The organism is Flavobacterium sp. T12S277 (assembly GCF_048514875.1).
Classification (GTDB): domain Bacteria; phylum Bacteroidota; class Bacteroidia; order Flavobacteriales; family Flavobacteriaceae; genus Flavobacterium.
The window spans coordinates 134,315-152,979 of sequence record NZ_JBLYEG010000014.1 but is presented as its reverse complement, the minus strand read 5'-3'; the positions used below and the strand labels follow the sequence as shown (position 1 = coordinate 152,979).

General features: G+C 37.3%; 17 protein-coding genes. 10 read left to right on the top strand and 7 right to left on the bottom strand.

What is annotated here, in order from left to right:
- Positions 1-3 precede the first annotated feature (3 nt).
- A complete protein-coding gene (locus tag ACN1CN_RS18650) occupies positions 4-1,089 on the top strand; it encodes an efflux RND transporter periplasmic adaptor subunit (RefSeq protein WP_419136706.1) in 1,086 nt (361 codons plus the stop codon).
- A 4-nt stretch (positions 1,090-1,093) separates the two neighbouring features.
- Positions 1,094-1,528: a hypothetical protein gene (locus ACN1CN_RS18645; RefSeq protein WP_419136705.1), complete on the top strand. Its 435-nt coding sequence runs from the start codon at positions 1,094-1,096 to the stop codon at positions 1,526-1,528.
- A 100-nt stretch (positions 1,529-1,628) separates the two neighbouring features.
- On the opposite strand, the gene ACN1CN_RS18640 is transcribed toward ACN1CN_RS18645, so the two are convergent.
- From ACN1CN_RS18640 to ACN1CN_RS18630, 3 genes are all read right to left on the bottom strand, one after another.
- Positions 1,629-1,850 (bottom strand): heavy-metal-associated domain-containing protein, encoded by a 222-nt coding sequence (locus ACN1CN_RS18640; RefSeq protein ID WP_291286945.1) that lies wholly within the window; start codon positions 1,848-1,850, stop codon positions 1,629-1,631.
- 496 nt (positions 1,851-2,346) lie between these two features.
- Positions 2,347-4,767 (bottom strand): heavy metal translocating P-type ATPase, encoded by a 2,421-nt coding sequence (locus ACN1CN_RS18635; protein WP_419136704.1) that lies wholly within the window; start codon positions 4,765-4,767, stop codon positions 2,347-2,349.
- 88 nt (positions 4,768-4,855) lie between these two features.
- Positions 4,856-5,419, bottom strand: coding sequence for a helix-turn-helix domain-containing protein (locus tag ACN1CN_RS18630; RefSeq protein WP_419136703.1), 564 nt, complete (start codon positions 5,417-5,419; stop codon positions 4,856-4,858).
- Positions 5,420-6,009: 590 nt separating this feature from the next.
- On the opposite strand from ACN1CN_RS18630, the gene ACN1CN_RS18625 reads away from it, so the two are divergent.
- From ACN1CN_RS18625 to ACN1CN_RS18600, 6 genes are all read left to right on the top strand, one after another.
- Positions 6,010-7,443: a hypothetical protein gene (locus tag ACN1CN_RS18625; RefSeq protein WP_419136702.1), complete on the top strand. Its 1,434-nt coding sequence runs from the start codon at positions 6,010-6,012 to the stop codon at positions 7,441-7,443.
- Positions 7,444-7,445: 2 nt separating this feature from the next.
- Positions 7,446-8,495, top strand: a complete 1,050-nt coding sequence (locus tag ACN1CN_RS18620; protein WP_419136701.1) for a caspase family protein — start codon at positions 7,446-7,448, stop codon at positions 8,493-8,495.
- Positions 8,482-9,885, top strand: a complete 1,404-nt coding sequence (locus ACN1CN_RS18615) for a hypothetical protein (RefSeq protein ID WP_419136700.1) — start codon at positions 8,482-8,484, stop codon at positions 9,883-9,885. The genes ACN1CN_RS18620 and ACN1CN_RS18615 overlap by 14 nt, the downstream gene beginning before the upstream one ends.
- Before the next feature lie 147 nt (positions 9,886-10,032).
- Entirely contained in the window at positions 10,033-10,578 is a 546-nt protein-coding gene (locus ACN1CN_RS18610; RefSeq protein WP_419136699.1) for a hypothetical protein, read from the top strand.
- 19 nt (positions 10,579-10,597) lie between these two features.
- The gene (locus ACN1CN_RS18605) at positions 10,598-11,143 is read left to right on the top strand and encodes a hypothetical protein (protein WP_419136698.1); all 546 of its coding nucleotides are present in this window, start codon (positions 10,598-10,600) and stop codon (positions 11,141-11,143) included.
- Positions 11,143-12,228: a hypothetical protein gene (locus ACN1CN_RS18600; RefSeq protein WP_419136697.1), complete on the top strand. Its 1,086-nt coding sequence runs from the start codon at positions 11,143-11,145 to the stop codon at positions 12,226-12,228. The genes ACN1CN_RS18605 and ACN1CN_RS18600 overlap by 1 nt, the downstream gene beginning before the upstream one ends.
- Before the next feature lie 98 nt (positions 12,229-12,326).
- On the opposite strand, the gene ACN1CN_RS18595 is transcribed toward ACN1CN_RS18600, so the two are convergent.
- Positions 12,327-12,773: a hypothetical protein gene (locus ACN1CN_RS18595; protein ID WP_419136696.1), complete on the bottom strand. Its 447-nt coding sequence runs from the start codon at positions 12,771-12,773 to the stop codon at positions 12,327-12,329.
- A gap of 243 nt (positions 12,774-13,016) precedes the next feature.
- Complete coding sequence (locus tag ACN1CN_RS18590; RefSeq protein ID WP_419136695.1) at positions 13,017-14,582, bottom strand: peroxidase, FMP-type; 1,566 nt, start codon at positions 14,580-14,582, stop codon at positions 13,017-13,019.
- Positions 14,583-15,164: 582 nt separating this feature from the next.
- On the opposite strand from ACN1CN_RS18590, the gene ACN1CN_RS18585 reads away from it, so the two are divergent.
- Positions 15,165-15,737 (top strand): class I SAM-dependent methyltransferase, encoded by a 573-nt coding sequence (locus ACN1CN_RS18585; protein WP_419136694.1) that lies wholly within the window; start codon positions 15,165-15,167, stop codon positions 15,735-15,737.
- 84 nt (positions 15,738-15,821) lie between these two features.
- Here ACN1CN_RS18585 and ACN1CN_RS18580 read toward each other — a convergent pair whose 3' ends face one another.
- A complete protein-coding gene (locus ACN1CN_RS18580; protein WP_264524193.1) occupies positions 15,822-16,268 on the bottom strand; it encodes a hypothetical protein in 447 nt (148 codons plus the stop codon).
- 214 nt (positions 16,269-16,482) lie between these two features.
- Positions 16,483-17,118: a hypothetical protein gene (locus tag ACN1CN_RS18575; protein ID WP_264524194.1), complete on the bottom strand. Its 636-nt coding sequence runs from the start codon at positions 17,116-17,118 to the stop codon at positions 16,483-16,485.
- A 658-nt stretch (positions 17,119-17,776) separates the two neighbouring features.
- On the opposite strand from ACN1CN_RS18575, the gene ACN1CN_RS18570 reads away from it, so the two are divergent.
- Positions 17,777-18,562 carry a hypothetical protein gene (locus ACN1CN_RS18570; RefSeq protein WP_419136693.1) on the top strand — a complete coding sequence of 262 codons (786 nt, stop codon included), beginning with the start codon at positions 17,777-17,779 and terminating at the stop codon, positions 18,560-18,562.
- Positions 18,563-18,665: the final 103 nt, after the last annotated feature.

The following is an 18,665-nucleotide window of genomic DNA, read 5'->3' as shown; positions in this document are numbered from 1 at the left end:
ACCATGAAATTAGTCTATTATATCCTTATCGGAATTGTATTTGCATCCTGCAATTCAGAAAATAAAAAAGAAGAAAAACCGGCAGCAATGCCCATGATGATGCAGAATTTTGAAACGGTAGCGCTGAAAAAAAGCAATCCGTTAGTTCCTTTAAAACTTGCCGGAGAATTGGTCTCCGACAAGGAAACTGCTATTTATGCAAAAGTAAACAGCTATGTTAAAAAACTCTATGTCGATATTGGCTCTCCCGTCACTACCGGACAGATCATCATGGTTTTGGAAGCCCCTGAAATACAAGCGCAACTGGCCGCTGCAAAATCCAAATGGAAAGCGCAGGAAGCCATATACATTGCAACCAAATCCAATTACGACCGAATGTTTAAGGCCAATGAAACTAAAGGAGCTATCGCCAAAGATGCTTTAGACCAGATTACCGCCAGAAAACTATCCGATCAGTCACAACTGGAGGCTGCAAAATCGGCCTATCAGGAAATACAGGTTATGAATGATTATTTGGTCATTCGGGCACCCTTTAACGGAATCGTTGCCGAAAGAAATGTAGATCCGGGCTCTTATGTGGGCCCAATGGGAAAAGGATCTGACAAACCTTTATTGGTGCTTCAGGACAATAAAAAACTACGTGTTTCGCTCTCCATTCCAGAGGCTAATACCCCTTATTTAAACTTAGGAGATTCAATACATTTTAAAGTAACGTCACTTCCTCAGAAAAAGTACATGGCCAAAATTTCGCGCAAATCGGGAGTACTGGATTTCAAACTACGTTCGGAACGCATAGAAGCCGATCTTCTGAAAACTCAGCCCGAACTCAAACCTTTAATGGTGGTAGAAGCGATGCTTTCGTTACAAGCTAAGGAAGCTACATTTTTTGTACCTAAAATGGCCCTGGTTGAGAGCAATATGGGCATGTATGTCATTCAGGTTATAGAAGGAAAAACTAAAAATATACCTGTAGCCAAAGGACGTGTCTTACCGGATCAGGTTGAAGTATTTGGTGCACTAAACGAGGGTGATGCTATTTTAATAAAAGCGACTGAAGAAATAACAGAAGGGACAAAAATTAAAAAATAAAACGATGAAAACAATTCGTAACTTTTTCCTTATTGCTGCAATGGCAATCGTAGTGATTTCGTGTAAGGATCAGGAAAACAAAAAACAAAATGAGGTTTCTGACCAGCAGGAAGTAATCGCAAAAGACGTAGCTGCTGTTGCAAAAGGAAATCCCGTGCCCAGTGATGAAGTCTGTATGGTCAACGATATTCATATGGGTAAAAAACAAATGGAAGTTCCATTTGACGGCAAAATATACTACGGTTGCTGCAATATGTGTGTCGAACGCATTCCGAGTGACGAAAGTGTCCGCAAAGCAGTTGATCCGCATACCGGAGCAGAAGTCGATAAGGCAACAGCTTATATTGTTTCGTTGAACAAACAGGGAAATGTGGCTTACTTTGAATCAGAAGAGAACTACCAGAGTTTTCTCCAGGCCGGTAAGGAAATGAAAAAGTAGCCTCCGAAAAACAGCTTTATTTTCCAATGAGCATGCAAAAAGGGCAGTCCAAAAATGATTCGGACTGCCCTTTTTTATAATTAAATAAAAGCTTTAGATATTAGATCGTTAAAGGTTCTGCTTTAAAACCTTTTGATTTTATAATAGCAATTATTTCTTCTTCGGTAGCACCCTCCGATTGAACAGTAAGTATTTTATCGTTAGTCGTAGTGTCTACATTCCATTCGCATATACCTGCTGCATGATCCAGATCTGATTGCACTTTCGCTACACATCCACCGCAATTAAGGTTTGTTTTAAATTGAAAATCTTTCTTTTCCATTGTATTGATATTTTAATCGTTATTTAATACTGTAAATTTCGGTTAATTAAACCTCAACTGTTATACACTATTTCTGGTTTGATTTATGAGATTTACTGATTCCCAACTCTAAATTTCAAACTCCAAATTCCAAATTCCAAGTTTCAGGTTTCAAGTTTCAAGTTTCAGGTTTTCAAAACTGTCACTATAACTCTGCATTTTTCATCTCACATTTTACATTTATCCATATTACTGTTAACCATTAGACCAAATCAATTCTTTTCAAGTATTACTTTAATTATATTTTACGGGTCCTAAAGCTAGAATCACAACCCACTGACCGACATTAGCCATGTTTCGGGTGTTACCATTAACTAAAAATGACCTCACTTTAACCCGCTCCAAAATGTTTAGGAAGGGGAAAAATGAGGTCATTACTACAAATCAATTATAAAAAAAATATAAAAACGGCGGCCTTTAAATTTGGAAACCGCCGTTAGGCAAACGCATCAAGAGTTTACTTTTTCCATTTTAAGCGAAGGCTGTTACTCACCACACTTACGCTGCTTAAAGCCATTGCAGCACCAGCTATCATTGGGTTCAGCAAGAACCCGTTTATCGGATACAGTATCCCCGCAGCAAGCGGAATACCGATAAGATTATAAATAAATGCCCAAAATAAGTTTTGTTTAATCGTAGCTACCGTTTGTTTAGACAAACGAATGGCTTGCGGTATCTTCGTCAGATCAGAAGAGATAATGGTCATTTTGGCCACATCCATTGCAATATCACTCCCCTTACCCATTGCGATACTTACATCGGCAGTTGCCAGGGCTGTACTGTCATTGATACCATCACCTACCATTGCCACTGTTTTTCCTTGTTGCTGCAATTCTTTTACAAAGTCGGCTTTGTGTTGTGGCAGTACTTCTGCTTTATAATGTTTAATACCGGTTTGGGTAGCGATCGCTTTTGCAGTAGCTTCGTTATCTCCTGTCAGCATATACAGCTCAATATTCATGTCCTGCAATTCTTTAATAGCCTGAACTGAGGTCTCTTTGATCTTATCTGAAATTGCAATAACCGAAAGCGCCTGCTGACTATTGGCAAACCAAATCACGGTCTTCGATTCTTTGCCCCATTCCTCAGCCTGATTCAACAGTGAATCCGGAATCACAATAGTGTTCTCTGCCAACAATTTCTTGTTCCCTACATAATAGGTTTCCTCTTGGTAAGTGGCTTTTGCACCTTTACCGGTAATACTGTCAAAATCTGATAAAACGACAGTCGGTACGCCTTCCAGGTTTTTTACTACAGCTTCTGCCAACGGATGTTCGGATTGCTTTTCGATGCTTAACAGAACCTCTTTGGTTGCAGCGTCATTGTTGAACCATTTTATACCTGTTACCTGCGGTCTTCCTTCGGTAATGGTTCCGGTTTTATCCAGTACGATAGCGGTTACTTTTCTTGCCAGCTCTAAACTTTCAGCATCTTTGATTAATATTCCTTTTTCGGCACCTTTACCTACTCCTACCATGATCGCCGTTGGGGTAGCCAGTCCCAAAGCACAAGGACAAGCAATAACCAATACGGTAACGGCAGCCAATAGTGCTTGTGCAACAGCATTATCTCCCCCCAGAACAATCCAGGCAATAAAAGTTAGAATTGCTATACCAATTACGATCGGAACAAATATACCTGCAATTTTATCGACTAATTTCTGTACAGGGGCTTTACTTCCCTGAGCGTCCTGCACCATTCTGATAATTTGGGCAAGCATGGTCTCTTTACCTACTTTAACCGCCTGAAACTGAAAGCTTCCTTTTTGATTGATCGTTCCGGCAAATACTTTTTCATTTTCTTTTTTCAATACCGGAACCGGCTCACCGCTTAACATACTTTCATCTACATACGATTGACCGGAAAGAACCATACCGTCGACAGCAATTTTTTCACCTGGTTTTACCAGAATAATAGCTCCGGCATTTACCTCCTCAATAGCTACCTGTTTTTCTGTTCCGTCGGGTTGAATCACGATCACCGTTTTGGGCTGTAAACCCATTAACTTTTTAATGGCAGATGAAGTATTTCCTTTAGCTTTTTCTTCCAACAATTTACCCAACAGAATAAAGGCAATAACGACTGCTGCCGCTTCAAAATATACGTGGGCGTGCAATCCGCGTTGGTGCCAGAAATCCATGAATAACATATTAAAAACACTAAACAAATAGGCAATTCCGGTACTCAGAGCCACCAATGTATCCATATTGGCCGAACCATGCTTCGTTTGTTTCCATGCATTTATAAAGAAATCTTTACCGAGCCACAGAATTACAGGTGTAGAAAACAGCCACATGATCTCATTGGCATAAGGCATATCCATAAAGAACATCCCTATCACTACTACAGGTAGCGACAGCAAAACGGCCCAGATGGTTTTGTTTTCTAGTTTTTTAAATTTCTCTGCATGAATAGCCTCTAAAGACTCCTGTTGTTTCGATTCGTCTAAAATTAGCAAGTCGTAACCAACGGCCTGAACGGCTTTTTGTAGTTTAGAAGCGTTGGTGAGATTTGGAAGATATTCTACGGTAAGGTTTCCTGTTGCAAAGTTTACCGATGCGTCCACTACTCCCAATTCATAAGATACGATGCTTTCTGCACTTCCGGCACAAGAAACACAAGTCATTCCTAAAACAGGAAATGTATTTTTGACGGTTGGCACACCATATCCCAGATCTTTTATCGCCTTTACGGCAATACCAACCGTTTCATTGTTTTTAACGGTAATAGCAGCTCTGCGGTTATTGACTTCTACTTTGTGGGTTTCAACGCCTTTAACTTCTGCTAATCCTTTCTCTACAATTAATGCACAGTGCTCGCTCTCTACATCTTCCAGCGGAATGTAAATTGTTTCCTTAGTATTATAATTTGTTGCCATAATTCGCTTGTTCTTTTATACTTGCAAAGTTGGCAACAATACCGCTGTTTTCTATTGTGGAATTATGGATTTGATTTGTAAAATTTACTTAAACCTCATCCAAAGGTTTTCTTTTTTCTTCCCGGATTTGCTTGAAATGGCTTGGTGTTAATCCGGTTACTTTTTTAAACTGATTGCTCAGATAGGCAACGCTGGAATAGTTTAAGCGCAAAGCGATCTCACTAAGTGATAACTCATCATAAACCAAAAGTTCTTTAATTTTTTCAATTTTTTGTGCTATGAAGTATTTTTCTATGGTAGTACCTTCTACCTCAGAAAACAAATTTGAAAGATAGTTGTAATCATGATTGATTTTCTTGCTCAGGATATCCGACAGGTTGTTTTTGGTATCATTATCCTGATGATGCACCAGTTCGATAATGATGTTTTTTATCTTTTCGATAATTCTGCTCTTTTTATCATCTATCACTTCAAATCCAAGCGGAACCAGTACTTCTTCCAGTACGTTTCTTTCTTCAGGGTTGAGTTCTCTTGTCAGTGTAACTTCTCCCAATTTAATATTGGTAAAATCCAACCCGAGTTTTTCTAGTTCGTTTTGAACGACCATAATGCAACGGTTGCAAACCATGTTTTTAACAAATAATGTACTCATATCCTTGATTTGATCAGATTTTTTGATTCAATATGCCTTTACAAACTTAGCACTAAAATTCAATTAATCCTCCATCAGCAGATTATTCAGAGGCAATAAAAAGTGATCAATTCCTTTTTTTTGGTAAAGAAAAAACAGCCGAAATACAGGGGTTTCTTTTTCTGTTTTACTAAAATAAACAGGTGTTTTTACCTGTTAGTACTCGTGTTTTTATTTTTAAATTTACGTTATCATTTTATCATTGCTCACTTAATCAGTAGCGTTAACCATTGACCTGACCATTATCAATAAAAACTATCTTTTAATACCAGCTGAAGCCTGTTGCCCTTACTTTAAGTATGGGTAAAGCAAAGTATCCTTTATACGCTGAAGAAATTGAATTAAAGATAAAGATCACACTTCAAAATAAGTATTGATAACCGAAAAGAACTTTAGAATTTGCTCTCTTTTTCTGCAAATCCGGATCACCTGCACAAGCCTTTTGTTGTTACAAAAAGGCTGGCTCACTGAGAATACTACCAACCAAAAACAAACCAAAAAACAAACCAAAAAACAAACCAAAAAATAAACCAAAAAATAAACCAAAATCCATGACAAATCTTGAAAAAATCTATTATGTAAACGCCGGACCGGGCGGAACATTTCAAAAATCCGGAGACTATTATACTACACCTGCCGATGTTGACAACCTGTTTAAACATCTGGAAGATCACGACATCGAAAGATTACTGGTTTATTTCCATGGCGGACTCGTAAATGAAGCCAGTGGAATGGAAGCGGCTGAAGTTATGCGTGCCAATTTCGTTGATGCTCCTTCCAAAACACATGCGGTTACCTTTGTATGGGAAACAGGTCTTTGGGAAATCATAGTCGAAAATCTTAGTGCCAAAAGCTCAGACAATCAATTCCAGAAAGTACTCAATTATGTCATTAAAATTGTAGGTAAAAAGCTGGGCGTTGGTTCACGTGGTGGTGGCGAAACAATGGACAATCTGACTATTGAAGCAGAAAAGCGAAAAGAATATCCTTTTGCTGAATTAAGTGATGAACTCGGAAATAGCCGAAGCGGAAGCGTCATGTTTGATGAAGATGATGAAGAAGGCTTTTTGGCCAGACTTGAACAGGAAAGTAATACCATGATCCGCGCAGAAGATGAAATAGCGACAGAAGAAATTGAAGTGGCAGAACCTGATCCCGATGCAGGAGATTCAAGAGGATTATTACTGACGCTAGGGAAACTGGTAGCCAAAATTGCGTTTGCTGTTTTAAAACGTTACGCGCAAGAGACCCATCACGATTTTTACCCAACGATTGTAGAAGAAACTTTTAGAAAGATCTATATCGACCGCGTAGGCAAATGGGGCTGGTCTGAAATGAAAGAAAAGGCCAAAAAAATGTTTGATGATAATCAAGGACGCACGGGTGATGATTTACATGCCGGAACCTATTTTCTTTCCTTATTAGAAAAACATTATCAAAAAAGACAAAATGCAGGCAAAAAGTTCGCAATTGAACTCGTGGGACATAGCGCGGGTTCTATCGCCATTTGTAACATGCTGGCCGCAACATCCGAAAATTTCAAACAGTTAAAATACAACAATGTTGTTTTTCTGGCGCCTGCCTGCAGAACCGACCTCTTTATCGCAAAAGGAATTCCTGCTAAACAGAAAGGGGTTTACAAAAAATTCAAGATGTTTACCATGAAGGAAGAGAATGAGAAAAAAGATTACTGCGTTAAATACCTGTACACCTACTCCCTGCTCTACCTGGTATCAGGCTTGTTCGAAGACGAAACAGATGCAAAGATAATGGGGCTTCATGAGCAGTTTAAGGCTAAAAAACGTTATGAAAATTTCGCCGAATTGAAAACGATCAATAGCTTTATTATGAGCAATAAGCTGGCACTGTCAGATGATATCACCAATACGGATGACAGCATGTGGACCGATTCTTTCCGCCATGGTGATTTTGACAACAACCCTGCCACTCTGAAATCAATCCTTTCAACTATCAATATCGTTTAATTATGGATTATGCTATTGTAATAGGAATCGACCATTACGAGAAAAAACCATTGTCGGGTGCTGTAGCTGACGCGAAAGCTTTTGCCAATTGGCTGGAAACAAAAGGAGGTGTTAAAAAAGAAAACCTCAAACTCTTTGTCTCCAACAGCGCAGACCTGCTCGTTAGTGGTCCCGAAATTGACATTGCCATCAACGAAATGAATCGTGTTGCCAGACCGAAAAATGAAATAAACAGATTGTATTTTTATTTCTCCGGGCATGGTATAGGCGTCACTTTTGAGAATACGGCACTGTGCCTTCGTCTCTGGCCGGCACTAATCAACCATTGCATCTCGGGTATGGATTACCGTACCTGGTTTACCAATGCGGGAGCGTTTGATGAGATCCTAATTTTCTTTGATTGCTGCCGTGAACATGATACGCTAATTAAAGGGAATTCCCCTATGGGTCCCTGGAATCTTCCGGTAGGTAACCGGAATCCAAAAGTGCTCATTTGTAATTCTACCGCCTACGGCAAACTGAGTTATGAGGTGACTATTGATCCGGTAATAAACAATCCTTCAGACGGTGGAGCAGCGACCGACGAACTGCCTAAAGAATCAGAGTCTGATAAAAAACGAGGGGCTTTTACCACTTTCCTTATCGACAGTCTAAATGGTGATGCCGACAGTGAGGCAACCGGGCAAATTACGGCAATGAATCTTACGAATCATATTCGGAACAATTTTAAAAGTCATGCCGAAAAATTCAAAAAAATACAGGATGCTTCAGCCGATTTCCTAAATGGCGGAGATCAAATTCTGATTTGCAAAGTTCCTGTGAGACTGCCAAAATACAATTGCGAAATTACCTTCGAACGAAACTCCAATGTGACCCTCTACGGTCCGAACCTCGAAGAAGTCTGGCACGGTGATGTTACCATAGGGCAGGTTTTGCAACTAAAAAGGCTGGCCAAAGGCTTCCATCAGTTAAAAGACAATACTGATACTGCAGCACCACCCAAAACTTTTATCAATTACTCTCCAAAAACAATCAGTTATGAACGATTCTGATCCTAAATATTCCATTCATATTTCTTTCAGACAACCTCTGGAAGGGCTGCAGCTTGTAGTTGTTGATGGCACACTGAACAAAATTGTAGAGGAAGAGACCCAACAACTTGAACTTTCGCTGGTAAAAGGAATCTACCAATTAAAAGCTTCTTTTATAGACTACTTTGAAGAATACTTTCTCACTGTGAGCCAGGATGAGCATTTCGTTTTGGATTACCATTACCCGATGACTTCTCCCAGTATGGAATTTGCAACAACGCATGAGTATTTTTCGAACCCTGCTGAAAGGTGGAGCAGAGAATGTACCTATGACGGCAAAAATAAAATACCTAATTTCTTTTTCTTTGCCGCAGCTTATGACAGGGATTTTCCAAATAAAGAGCAAACCGTTACAGACCTTTTAACAAGCTTTTCTCTATTTGATCCTAACGGTAAACTATATATTCGTTTCAGGGATAAAAACTCGTTTATCGATCCAGATGCTGCCGTACTGGTTTTTTCTGCCCGACTCAAAAAAGGGATGTATTTCCTCCAATATGAAAAAGAAAAGAAACGCAGAATTTTTCCCTTTTATATCTATGACCGGTTTCAAACCCAGTTTTTGCTGCGTTACAAACAAACTCCCGATTTTTCCAACAGTTTTTTCTACTATGACAATAAATTTGGATTTAACAGAACCGACGAACAATACCTCTTACTGGACAAAATTCAATATGTTTATAAAGACTACAGCAATTATAAACTGCTGACTCCTTCGGATCGCTCTGCTATAAAAGCCCATCCTTATCTGGTTGCCCTGTTGCATGTTCTTCATCTGGTTACAGAAAACGAACAGGACAGTTTAGAATTTGCCAATGTGCCAATGTTATATCTTCCCGACATTGCATTACTCACAGCCTTAAAAGACAGCAAGCAGCAGATCAATTCAGATCAATTACCAATCGTCTCGGCGATAATGGCCAAATGTATGGTAACTGCCGGAAAAAAAATGGAATTCAGACCCGGCTCTATAATGGATCGTGTACTGGACAGTCTGAGTTTTGATATCTTCTGGAACAATTTTTCAGCGGTAGAAGACCTCTTAATTATGGAAAAACTGTACAATGAGCTGTTAGATAAATCAAAAATTTTCAGTAAAAATCTCAAAAGAAAAGCGACACAAATCCTTGCGAATTCGATCGCACCCGAATTGCTAAAAGAGGAACGTCTCAACACGCTATTAGGAAATAACCCCTTTGACACGCCGGAAAGTGATCTCAAATTTATAGAAGCCATTAAGAGTGTAGGCAACGTATCGCAAATCTCCAATAAACTCAATCTCCCTCCTACAACTGTTCTTCGCAACTATGAAAAATATGATGATATCTACAAAAAAATGAATCTCAAATAATATAAAAAAAGAATACTTTAGATGTAATAAACTAAAAACTAATTAACCCATAGAAACATCGTGTGTTTTTACAAATGCAAAGCCTATGTTTCTATGGGTTAAAACGAATTATACCTAACAAATTAATAAACCAAAACCACATTCATAATGACTGATGACGAAATTATAAAAAAGAAAGACGAACTAATGTCAGAGCACTGGACAGAAACTTTACACCATTCCCTGCGAGATCTTCATCCCGATGTAGCCCGAAGAATAGTCGATACTATGGACGATTCTGAGATATATGTAAAAGTAAATCACAGAAGAACACAGGAAGATTATATTGCCGATTACTTAAATTATCTGTGGGATATCAGCGAAGAAGCCTTCTGGAAACATATCATCATTTCATTAGACCCCGAAGTTGGTATTTTATGGGGGAGCTACATGCCTCACTTTGAAAAAATTTGCAGAAATCGCATCCCCGAAGAAGTACTGGAAGCTGTTATTTTATTCCTGATCAATGATGTAAACAAATATAAGCAGGATACTGACGCTATAGGATGTGTTTTAAGAGCTCAGGCAAAGCGATTTAATCGGGCAGATGAAATAAAAAATTATGTTCGTTCTCTAAACCTGCAAGAAGAAACTCAAATCCTAAATCAAATTGAACAATTAATAGAAACCGAACCTGGTTATTATTTTTACTAAACAAAAACTTCATTCCATAATGACAAATGACGAGATTATAAAAAAGAAAGACGAACTAATGTCGGAACGCTGGACCGAAGATTTACACCTTTCTTTACAAGATTTTCATCCCAATGTAGCCCGAAGAATAGTGGATTCAATGGATCATCATGATATATATATGAAAGTCAATCTAAGAACACACCAGCAAGATTATATAGCAGATTATTTAGAGTATTTATGGGACATCAGCGAAGATGCCTACTGGAGACATATCAGTATCTCATTAGATACTGAAGAAGGATTGCTGTGGAGCGATAATATGGCACACTTAAAAAGATTGTGTACGACCAGAATTCCTGAAGATATATTGATGGCTGTTGTTCTTTTTTTGATTGATGATGAAAGAGGCATCTATCAGGATACAGAAGCAATTGGTTGTATCTTAAAAGGTCAGGTGGAAAAGTTTGACCGATTAGAAGAAATAATCTCTTACATTAAATGCCTAAAGCTAAAAGACGAAAACGACATCATACATCAGGTCGAAGAATTAATTAAAAAAGAAGTCAATTACATATTTTTATAATGAACTATAACCATTTTACCATAAGCTATATTACGGCACTACAAAAAAATCTAAAAATTGAAATCGTCGATGGAGACGCTTTATTCTTTCCGGATTACATTCAACCTGAAGATTTAGAAAATTTAAAAACCGAGTTACAGCAAATCTGGGAACACTCAGAATCTGCCATTACCCTTTTAAAAAACAAAGAAGACGCAAAAATTCAACTAGGCCTTTTTGGATTGGTTACTGATTTTGATTTAGCCCTAAAAACCGGTTATTTACTAGGCGATCGTGTTGTAGTTATAGACTACATCTTTGAAAGAATTATCAATAAGAAACCCTTAGATCAAATTGATATCCCGTATCTGGGCAGCATAAGTTCTAATCTGGTTTTGGCTCTTGAACTGGCTAAGAAAGGACGATTTGTTATCATCCCAAATCCTTTTAACTGGAATGCAGATTCAAAAAAAATTATCGCCGAGATTGTTGAAAAAACAACGATGTCCGTCGAACTAATGAGTTTATTAAATATGCTATCCATCACTACTCTTTGTAAACTTCAACCGTATACCATAGCAGAGTCAGCTGAAAATTATGAAAGGATTATATCAGACCAGATAAGCCATACTGATGCAATGGACAGAACAACAGAAGAGTATGCTTATCAAGGAATTTTAGGCGGTTTATTAACTGAGAAATTAATTAATGAAGCTGAATTCCAAACCCTCCTAAATATACCATTAACCGAATATGCAGAAGTTATAGCATTACAACAGAATTTTTATACGGAATACTTAAGAAAAATAACATTTGGAGGAGCGCTACATGCAGAAAATAACATTGAAGAATTAAAAAAGGAGGTATTAAATTTAATTGAAGAACGAAACGACAACGTTTACAAAAAAATAGTAGAGCGTGCGGGAACAATTACCGGAGTTGGAGGTGCCGCCATATCATTATGGGCAACAATGGTTGTTGTCTCTGCTCCATTAGCAATAACAGGTGCTATTCTGGCGACATCAGGTACATTAGCCGCTTTAATAAAAAGTAAAGAACTCGAAGGAACTCCTGTAATTAATGTTTTTAGTAAATTAATTACATAAACCTGCCAAAGAAACTTTTACTATAATCTTTATCACATAGGAACATAGGATGTTTTTTGAAAATACGCTATGTTTCTATGTTTTAAGATAACTCACAATCATACAGCTTTAATACCATTATAAATTGCGATAAAGAAAAAAATTACCCCCAATCCAAATGAAATTTCGCTGAGAATTAAGAAGATTCTCGAAAACAGTAATGTTCGATGCAAACCCTTTTTTTCTTTAGCTGCTTTAGCCGCATTTCCATTGTTCTGAGCGCGCAATAAACTAATAAACCAACTCATCACGTCTGTAGCAAAATACCTGTGACACAGACAAGCGCCTGAACAAATAACAAAAAATACTAAGGCTACAATAAATTCAGAACAATCTAATTCAGCAGCTAATCCTTCATTTTTTATTTTCGCAACGAAAAGTGCCCCAAACCCTGCAATGGCCAATAAAGATAGCCGAAGCAACTCAGCGGTAAATTTGATATAATTTTCAGAAATTATAAAGTCAGCCTGATAATCTGCTTCGTCAACTGTGTAAGGTGTTGCCATGATATATAACGGTTAATTGGTTAATGCCTTGCCATCAAGACTGAAATTACTAACTAAAAAAGCTTCTCAAATATACCAATCTCAAAAACATAAAAATCAAGTGTTTCTACTTGATTTTTATAGTCATAAGAGATTTAGGAAGCTGCGTTACGGGAATAGCCTCCTATTTTATACAAGAAAAACGAGTTAAAATATCTACAGTCAATATTTAACTCGTTTTCTTACTGTTTCAAAGTTTAAAAATTACTCTTTTTTATACGGACATTCCGAAGCAGGCTCCGACGATCCTGATGATCCTGATGATCCTGCTTTATAAGTACCCGGGAATTGCTCCTCGATTAAACGTTTTTGTTCAGGGGAAACATCTTCCATTTTACGAAGTGTATTCACTTGAATGTGCGGCCAGCTTGTGGTACCTCCGTCGTCTCCGAAATCAAACTCGAAAAATATAACCTGCTCGTATTGCAACTGAAGAATTTCTTTATCATTTTCAAAAATTGTTTCTAACCACATTCTCATGTTCATTTCCACCGTAGGAACAAAACGATTTACAAACGGAACATTTAATATACCTCCTTGTGCTCCCGTTTTATTTTTGGACGACAATTCGATCAATACATGGTTTCTTACGTCTTCGCCTTTCAACGTATCACGAAGGCGTAAATCTGGCCGTACCGAATAAGGATATAAATGATGCGCTAATATTCGTTGAGTATAAATTTTATTTTCACCTTCATCGTTTTTATCATCCAATGTCTCAAATACCCAAGGTGGTGGCGGTGCATCAAGATTTATAGGCTCATTGCTCGTATCTGCTCCTCCCATTGTTTGCGAAATAGCAAGATGTTTATAGTCCCAGGCCGCAAACCCTTCCGCGTACTGTGGAGCACCATTAATCAAATAACCTGATTTATTTGGCTTTAAATCTCCCAGCAATGTAATTGTACTTCCATGTGGAATTACCCCGCTTCGGGAAATCGAGTAATCGGGTATAAAATAAGGTCCGGTTTGGCCCGCTCCTGCTTTTAGTTCTTTAGAAGCGATAATCTCATAGTACTTACGCCCGTTTAAGTTTTCCAGTGTTACATATTCCTTATTGCCCTGATCGTCCTTGATTAGAAAAAGAGTTTCGTCCTGATATCCGCTTTTGTATAAATCTTTGTGCGGGTTATTTGGTGATACCGCATGTACACCGCGATCTTCTTTAATCGTTTTATCCGTTGCCGCATAATTAAAGATATCACTCAACCATAAATACATACCGTTCTCTTCGTGAATTGGGGTATATAATAAAGAATCCTGCCCAGGTATGCTGTTTACGCTTTTAATACTTTGCTCGTATTTTACTGCTCCACAAAACTGCTCATTTGCACCTCCACGGTTGCGAACGCCTCCGGGTACCAGGTTAAAAGTTAGTTTTTCGATGTATTCTTCACATTCAAAGCTGTATTTTCCCGGAATGGTTCCTGCACCTGTACCAGGCGAAGGCATGATGGTGGTGTGGATTCCGCTGCCTATTAATTTTTTCTGAGTCTGATTGTCATTGTTATTGTTGTAGCTTACCCAAGTGCCTTCTAATACTCTTAAAATACCGTAATCTACATTTTTTACAATGGTTTGCAGGTTCTCTTCATAAAAAGGTCGGATAGGATCTTCAATCAGAACTTTTTGATACTTGGACAGCAGCTTGTGTAATATTCCTTCTTCTTCCTGAAGAGCTTCAAATACCGCTTCATTTGCCTTTTGAGCAAAATCAGCCGTGAGCTGATTTAAATTCCCTCCTTCTTCGAGGTCTTTGCGTTTTAACATAATATTCTTTTTTTAGCGTTAATAAGTTGTTTATTCAAAAATCCGTCTCTCATTCTCCTACCCGCTCAAAGCTTTTTTTCTCTGTAAAAATCCTTTCAAGCCCATCTTTATTGAATGTAAAATACGGGGCAATTTACTGTTCGATTAAAACCAAATCATCCTGTTCAAAAGGTGTTCAGAGCGATTTCTAAGGCTTTAAATCTTTGTCAGTTAATTTCTTACAAGATTGTAAAGTAACCTAATTTGTAGCGATTGAAGACAAGTAGTAATACCTGTTTTGTGGGTAAAAAACATAGAAATAATAGAATATCAATCTTATCGTAGTACTAAAAAAATTACTCTAGTAAAGGCAACGGAATTACACAATCCTTCCAAATGTAGCAGCTCTATAAATCAGATACTACAAATAAAGATTCTTTTATTACACTAACATACAGGCAAATAAAAAGAACAGTAACTTTATTCGATTTCAGTTAGCTCTTATTAATTTGTTCGTTTATCGTTCATCTTTTTAAAGTATTTGACATTGGACTTTTATCAAAATAGAATCACCTTAAAAATCGAAAAAACATAAAAATCAAGTTGAATTTTAGCAAACGATTAGAAAAATTCAGGAAAAAATGTAGTTGGAATTATAAATATGCCATAGGCAAATGGGACTACATGAAGGATGAAAAAGAGCGATACGAAAAAATTATTGAGTTTATCAAAGCCTCTACTATAAAACAACCCAAAATATTAGATCTCGGTTGCGGGTACGGAGCACTTAACGCCTATCTCAAGGAGTCCGATTATTCAACAATACTGGGTGTTGATTTATCGTTCACTGCTATTAACAGAGCCAAAGCGCAAAATTTTATAAACTCCTCTTTTCAAGTTGCCGATCTTACTCAATTCAATACCAATGAACCCTGTGACATCATTATCTTTAATGAAGTGCTCTATTATTTAGAAAACCCAAAAGATCTGGTATCCAAATTTGTTACGAATACGGATAGCTACTATCTCATTATTTCTCTTTATAGTAATTCAATTAGTAATGATATTATAAGTCTGTTATCCAATCAATATGAATTAGTACAAAATGAACTCGTATTACAGTCAGACAAAATTTCCTGGCACCTTTATCTCTTCAAAGTAAAACCTGACCTGTGACTCCGTTATTTCAAATAAAAAAACCTCCAAAATCAAATGACTTTGGAGGTTTCTATTTTTTTGTGGAATGAATCCCTATTTACACTAGTTAATGTCGTTAAACTCGTGTAATGATTTTAATGTGCTTTCGTAAAATAAAATTGCAGCAATTAAATTTCCTTTATCTGAGTAAGGCATCATTTTTCTTTGGAAATCTACAGTTGTATCCAAAAATGTTGTTGTTCCTTCGGCTTGACCGTCTAATACTTTTTTGTGTTCACTATCGTCCGGAATACCTAAGTCAGCCATTGTTACACCTGGTTTTGTAACCAAAGCGATGTACGGAAGTGTTTTTACTAAAACTTTAATACGCTCAATGTATAATTCCAAAAGTTCTCCTTTTTGCATACCACTCAATTCTTTTTGATCATGGTACTTGCGGATAATAGCTGTTGTACTGATTATACTTCTTGGAGCATTCTTCGCCTGTGCTGAAATAGCGCCAGTTGCAAGAAAGAAAAAGAAACTTACTAAAATAATACTATTTTTCATTTTGTTAATGTAATTGGTTGTTGAGGAAAACAAAAGTATACAATTTAACTTAAGCCGCAAGTTTAATGATTCCTTTTTTTTTAAAAATTTTAACAATTTGCATTATATCAATCTATAAGACAATTCTGAGGTGCTGTAAGCCCTGTTTTACTGGGGTAACGATCTGTTGTAATTTTGAAAAATGCTGAAATTTTACAGCAATTTGTCTCTCGTTTTATGATTTAATTACCCTAAAACGTCCCGGATACTTGATCCAGATACTTTTTTTATTGCCGTAATAGTCCATAAAATCTTCACAAACAAAAACGGCATGAGCCGTAGACCAGGCAACAACTCCGCAAAATTCACTTCCCGACTGTCGCTTTAACTTTTGAACTTGTTTGCCTTCTTTAAATCCTAAATATTTATAAATTGTAGGAGTGTGTACCGAACCGTCTTCTAAATCCTCCAATGCTTCATCAAAAGTTGAGATCTTATCTATAATTTGCTTGTATTTTGCCATTACAGCATAAGTCAGTACGGCGTAATCTGTAATTTGTTCGCTCTCGCAATTGTCTTTGATATAAATAAAACCAGCAGATACTGTGGCTTTCGTTAGCTCATCCTCTTTCAGATAAAAGGATGCATTATTTTTTAAGGTAATTTTATGTGAATTGTCCGCCATCTTTTCATTTACAAACAAATTGTCCAGTCCGTAAACATTAAGAGAAGCTTTAATAAAGGCAATCGACGAACAATTGGTGCGCTCTCCCTGCTTAAAACTTTCGAATATTTTATCTGAACTTAGTTGTGAATAAGAATTTGGACTGGCAAATATTAAAAGTAAAAATAGTGAAGTAACAGCTTTCATTGTCTTAAAGTTTTATAATTGCTCCCCAATCCATTTTTGGGAATAAATTGATTCTACAAATCTATAAAAATCAACCCATAATTGTTTTTTACTTCTCACTTTTTATCAAAAAATGTTACGAATACACTAACTAAATCCTTTTGAAAGGGTTACGATTCTATTAGCCCAAAGCTTTCCCTCTTTTGAAAAATTCAAGCAACTTATTCCTTTTTGCTTTACATTATTTTACGCGAGTTTATATTGTTTTCTATGCAGGTCAATCTGCTAAGCCTGCTAAATACCTAATCACGCTTTTTGTGTTGAAAGATTCTATCCCGCGGTTCCTATTTTTTCTCCAAATAGGTCTCTCAAAAAAACCGTATAAATACCTGTTTTTTAATGCGTTAAAACCAGCAACACTTTTTTTAACTAATTTTACATTATCCAAATTTAACCCCCTGATTGTCACTAAAAACAATACTAGCCTTACACACGGAAAATAAACTTTACGCCTCATTAAAAAACGCATTTATTTAACCTTCACCCTACCGTTTTAAATGCCTTAGTCGAAAAACCTACCTCCCTATTTGTTACAACGAATTGAATCCAACGGGTTGAATAGAAGCTTATCCATTTTTGAAAAGTACACCAAATTAATTCCTAATTATAACAAACTATCATGGCAACAACAGTACCCGAAGACAAAAAGACCAATTACGAGAAACTATTTGCCAGCTGTATCATAAAAGCAGCTAAGTATCCTGAAATTGATGCACTTGTAGCAAAAATAGTCGAGAATAAAACCAGGTATCAATCCGTAGGCAATCCCCTGAATATTCCCTGGTATATCATCGCAATTATACACTGTATGGAAGGAAGTTTGAGGTTCGACAGGCACTTACACAACGGTGATCCACTTACCAATCGTACCGTTCAGGTTCCTGCAGGACGTCCGAAAGTGGGAAAACCACCCTTTACATGGGAAGTAAGTGCAAACGATGCTTTGATTTACGACAAACTAAACACATGGACCGATTGGAGCATTTCCGGAATTCTCTACAGACTTGAATTGTTTAACGGATTGGGATATTACAAACAAGGAATTAATTCGCCTTACTTGTGGAGTTATTCCAACCATTATACCAAAGGAAAATACGTTCAGGATGGCAAGTATGATCCAAACGCTGTTTCTAAACAATGTGGTGCTGCCGTTTTGTTGCGCCGTATGATGGAGCAGCATTTGATTACCCTGCCCAATCCCCACATCGTAGAACGCATACTGCTTCAGGGAAACAAAACAAGCTATTTCTCCGGAACACCTACCGCCGAAGCTACCGAACTGCAAAAACTTCTTAATAGCGCCGGAAGTGTCTTAAGAGTTGACGGTAAAGCAGGAGAAAGAACTTCGACCGAGTATTTTAAATATAGTAAAACCTATCTAAAAGGTGATCCCAGAAGGGTTTAATGCCTACAGTTATCGGCTGTAAAATACTCACACTCTCAAGCAAGGCAAACGGCAAACTTTGGGTTTGCCGTACCAATACTTAAGCTTCGTCTTTAATTAATAC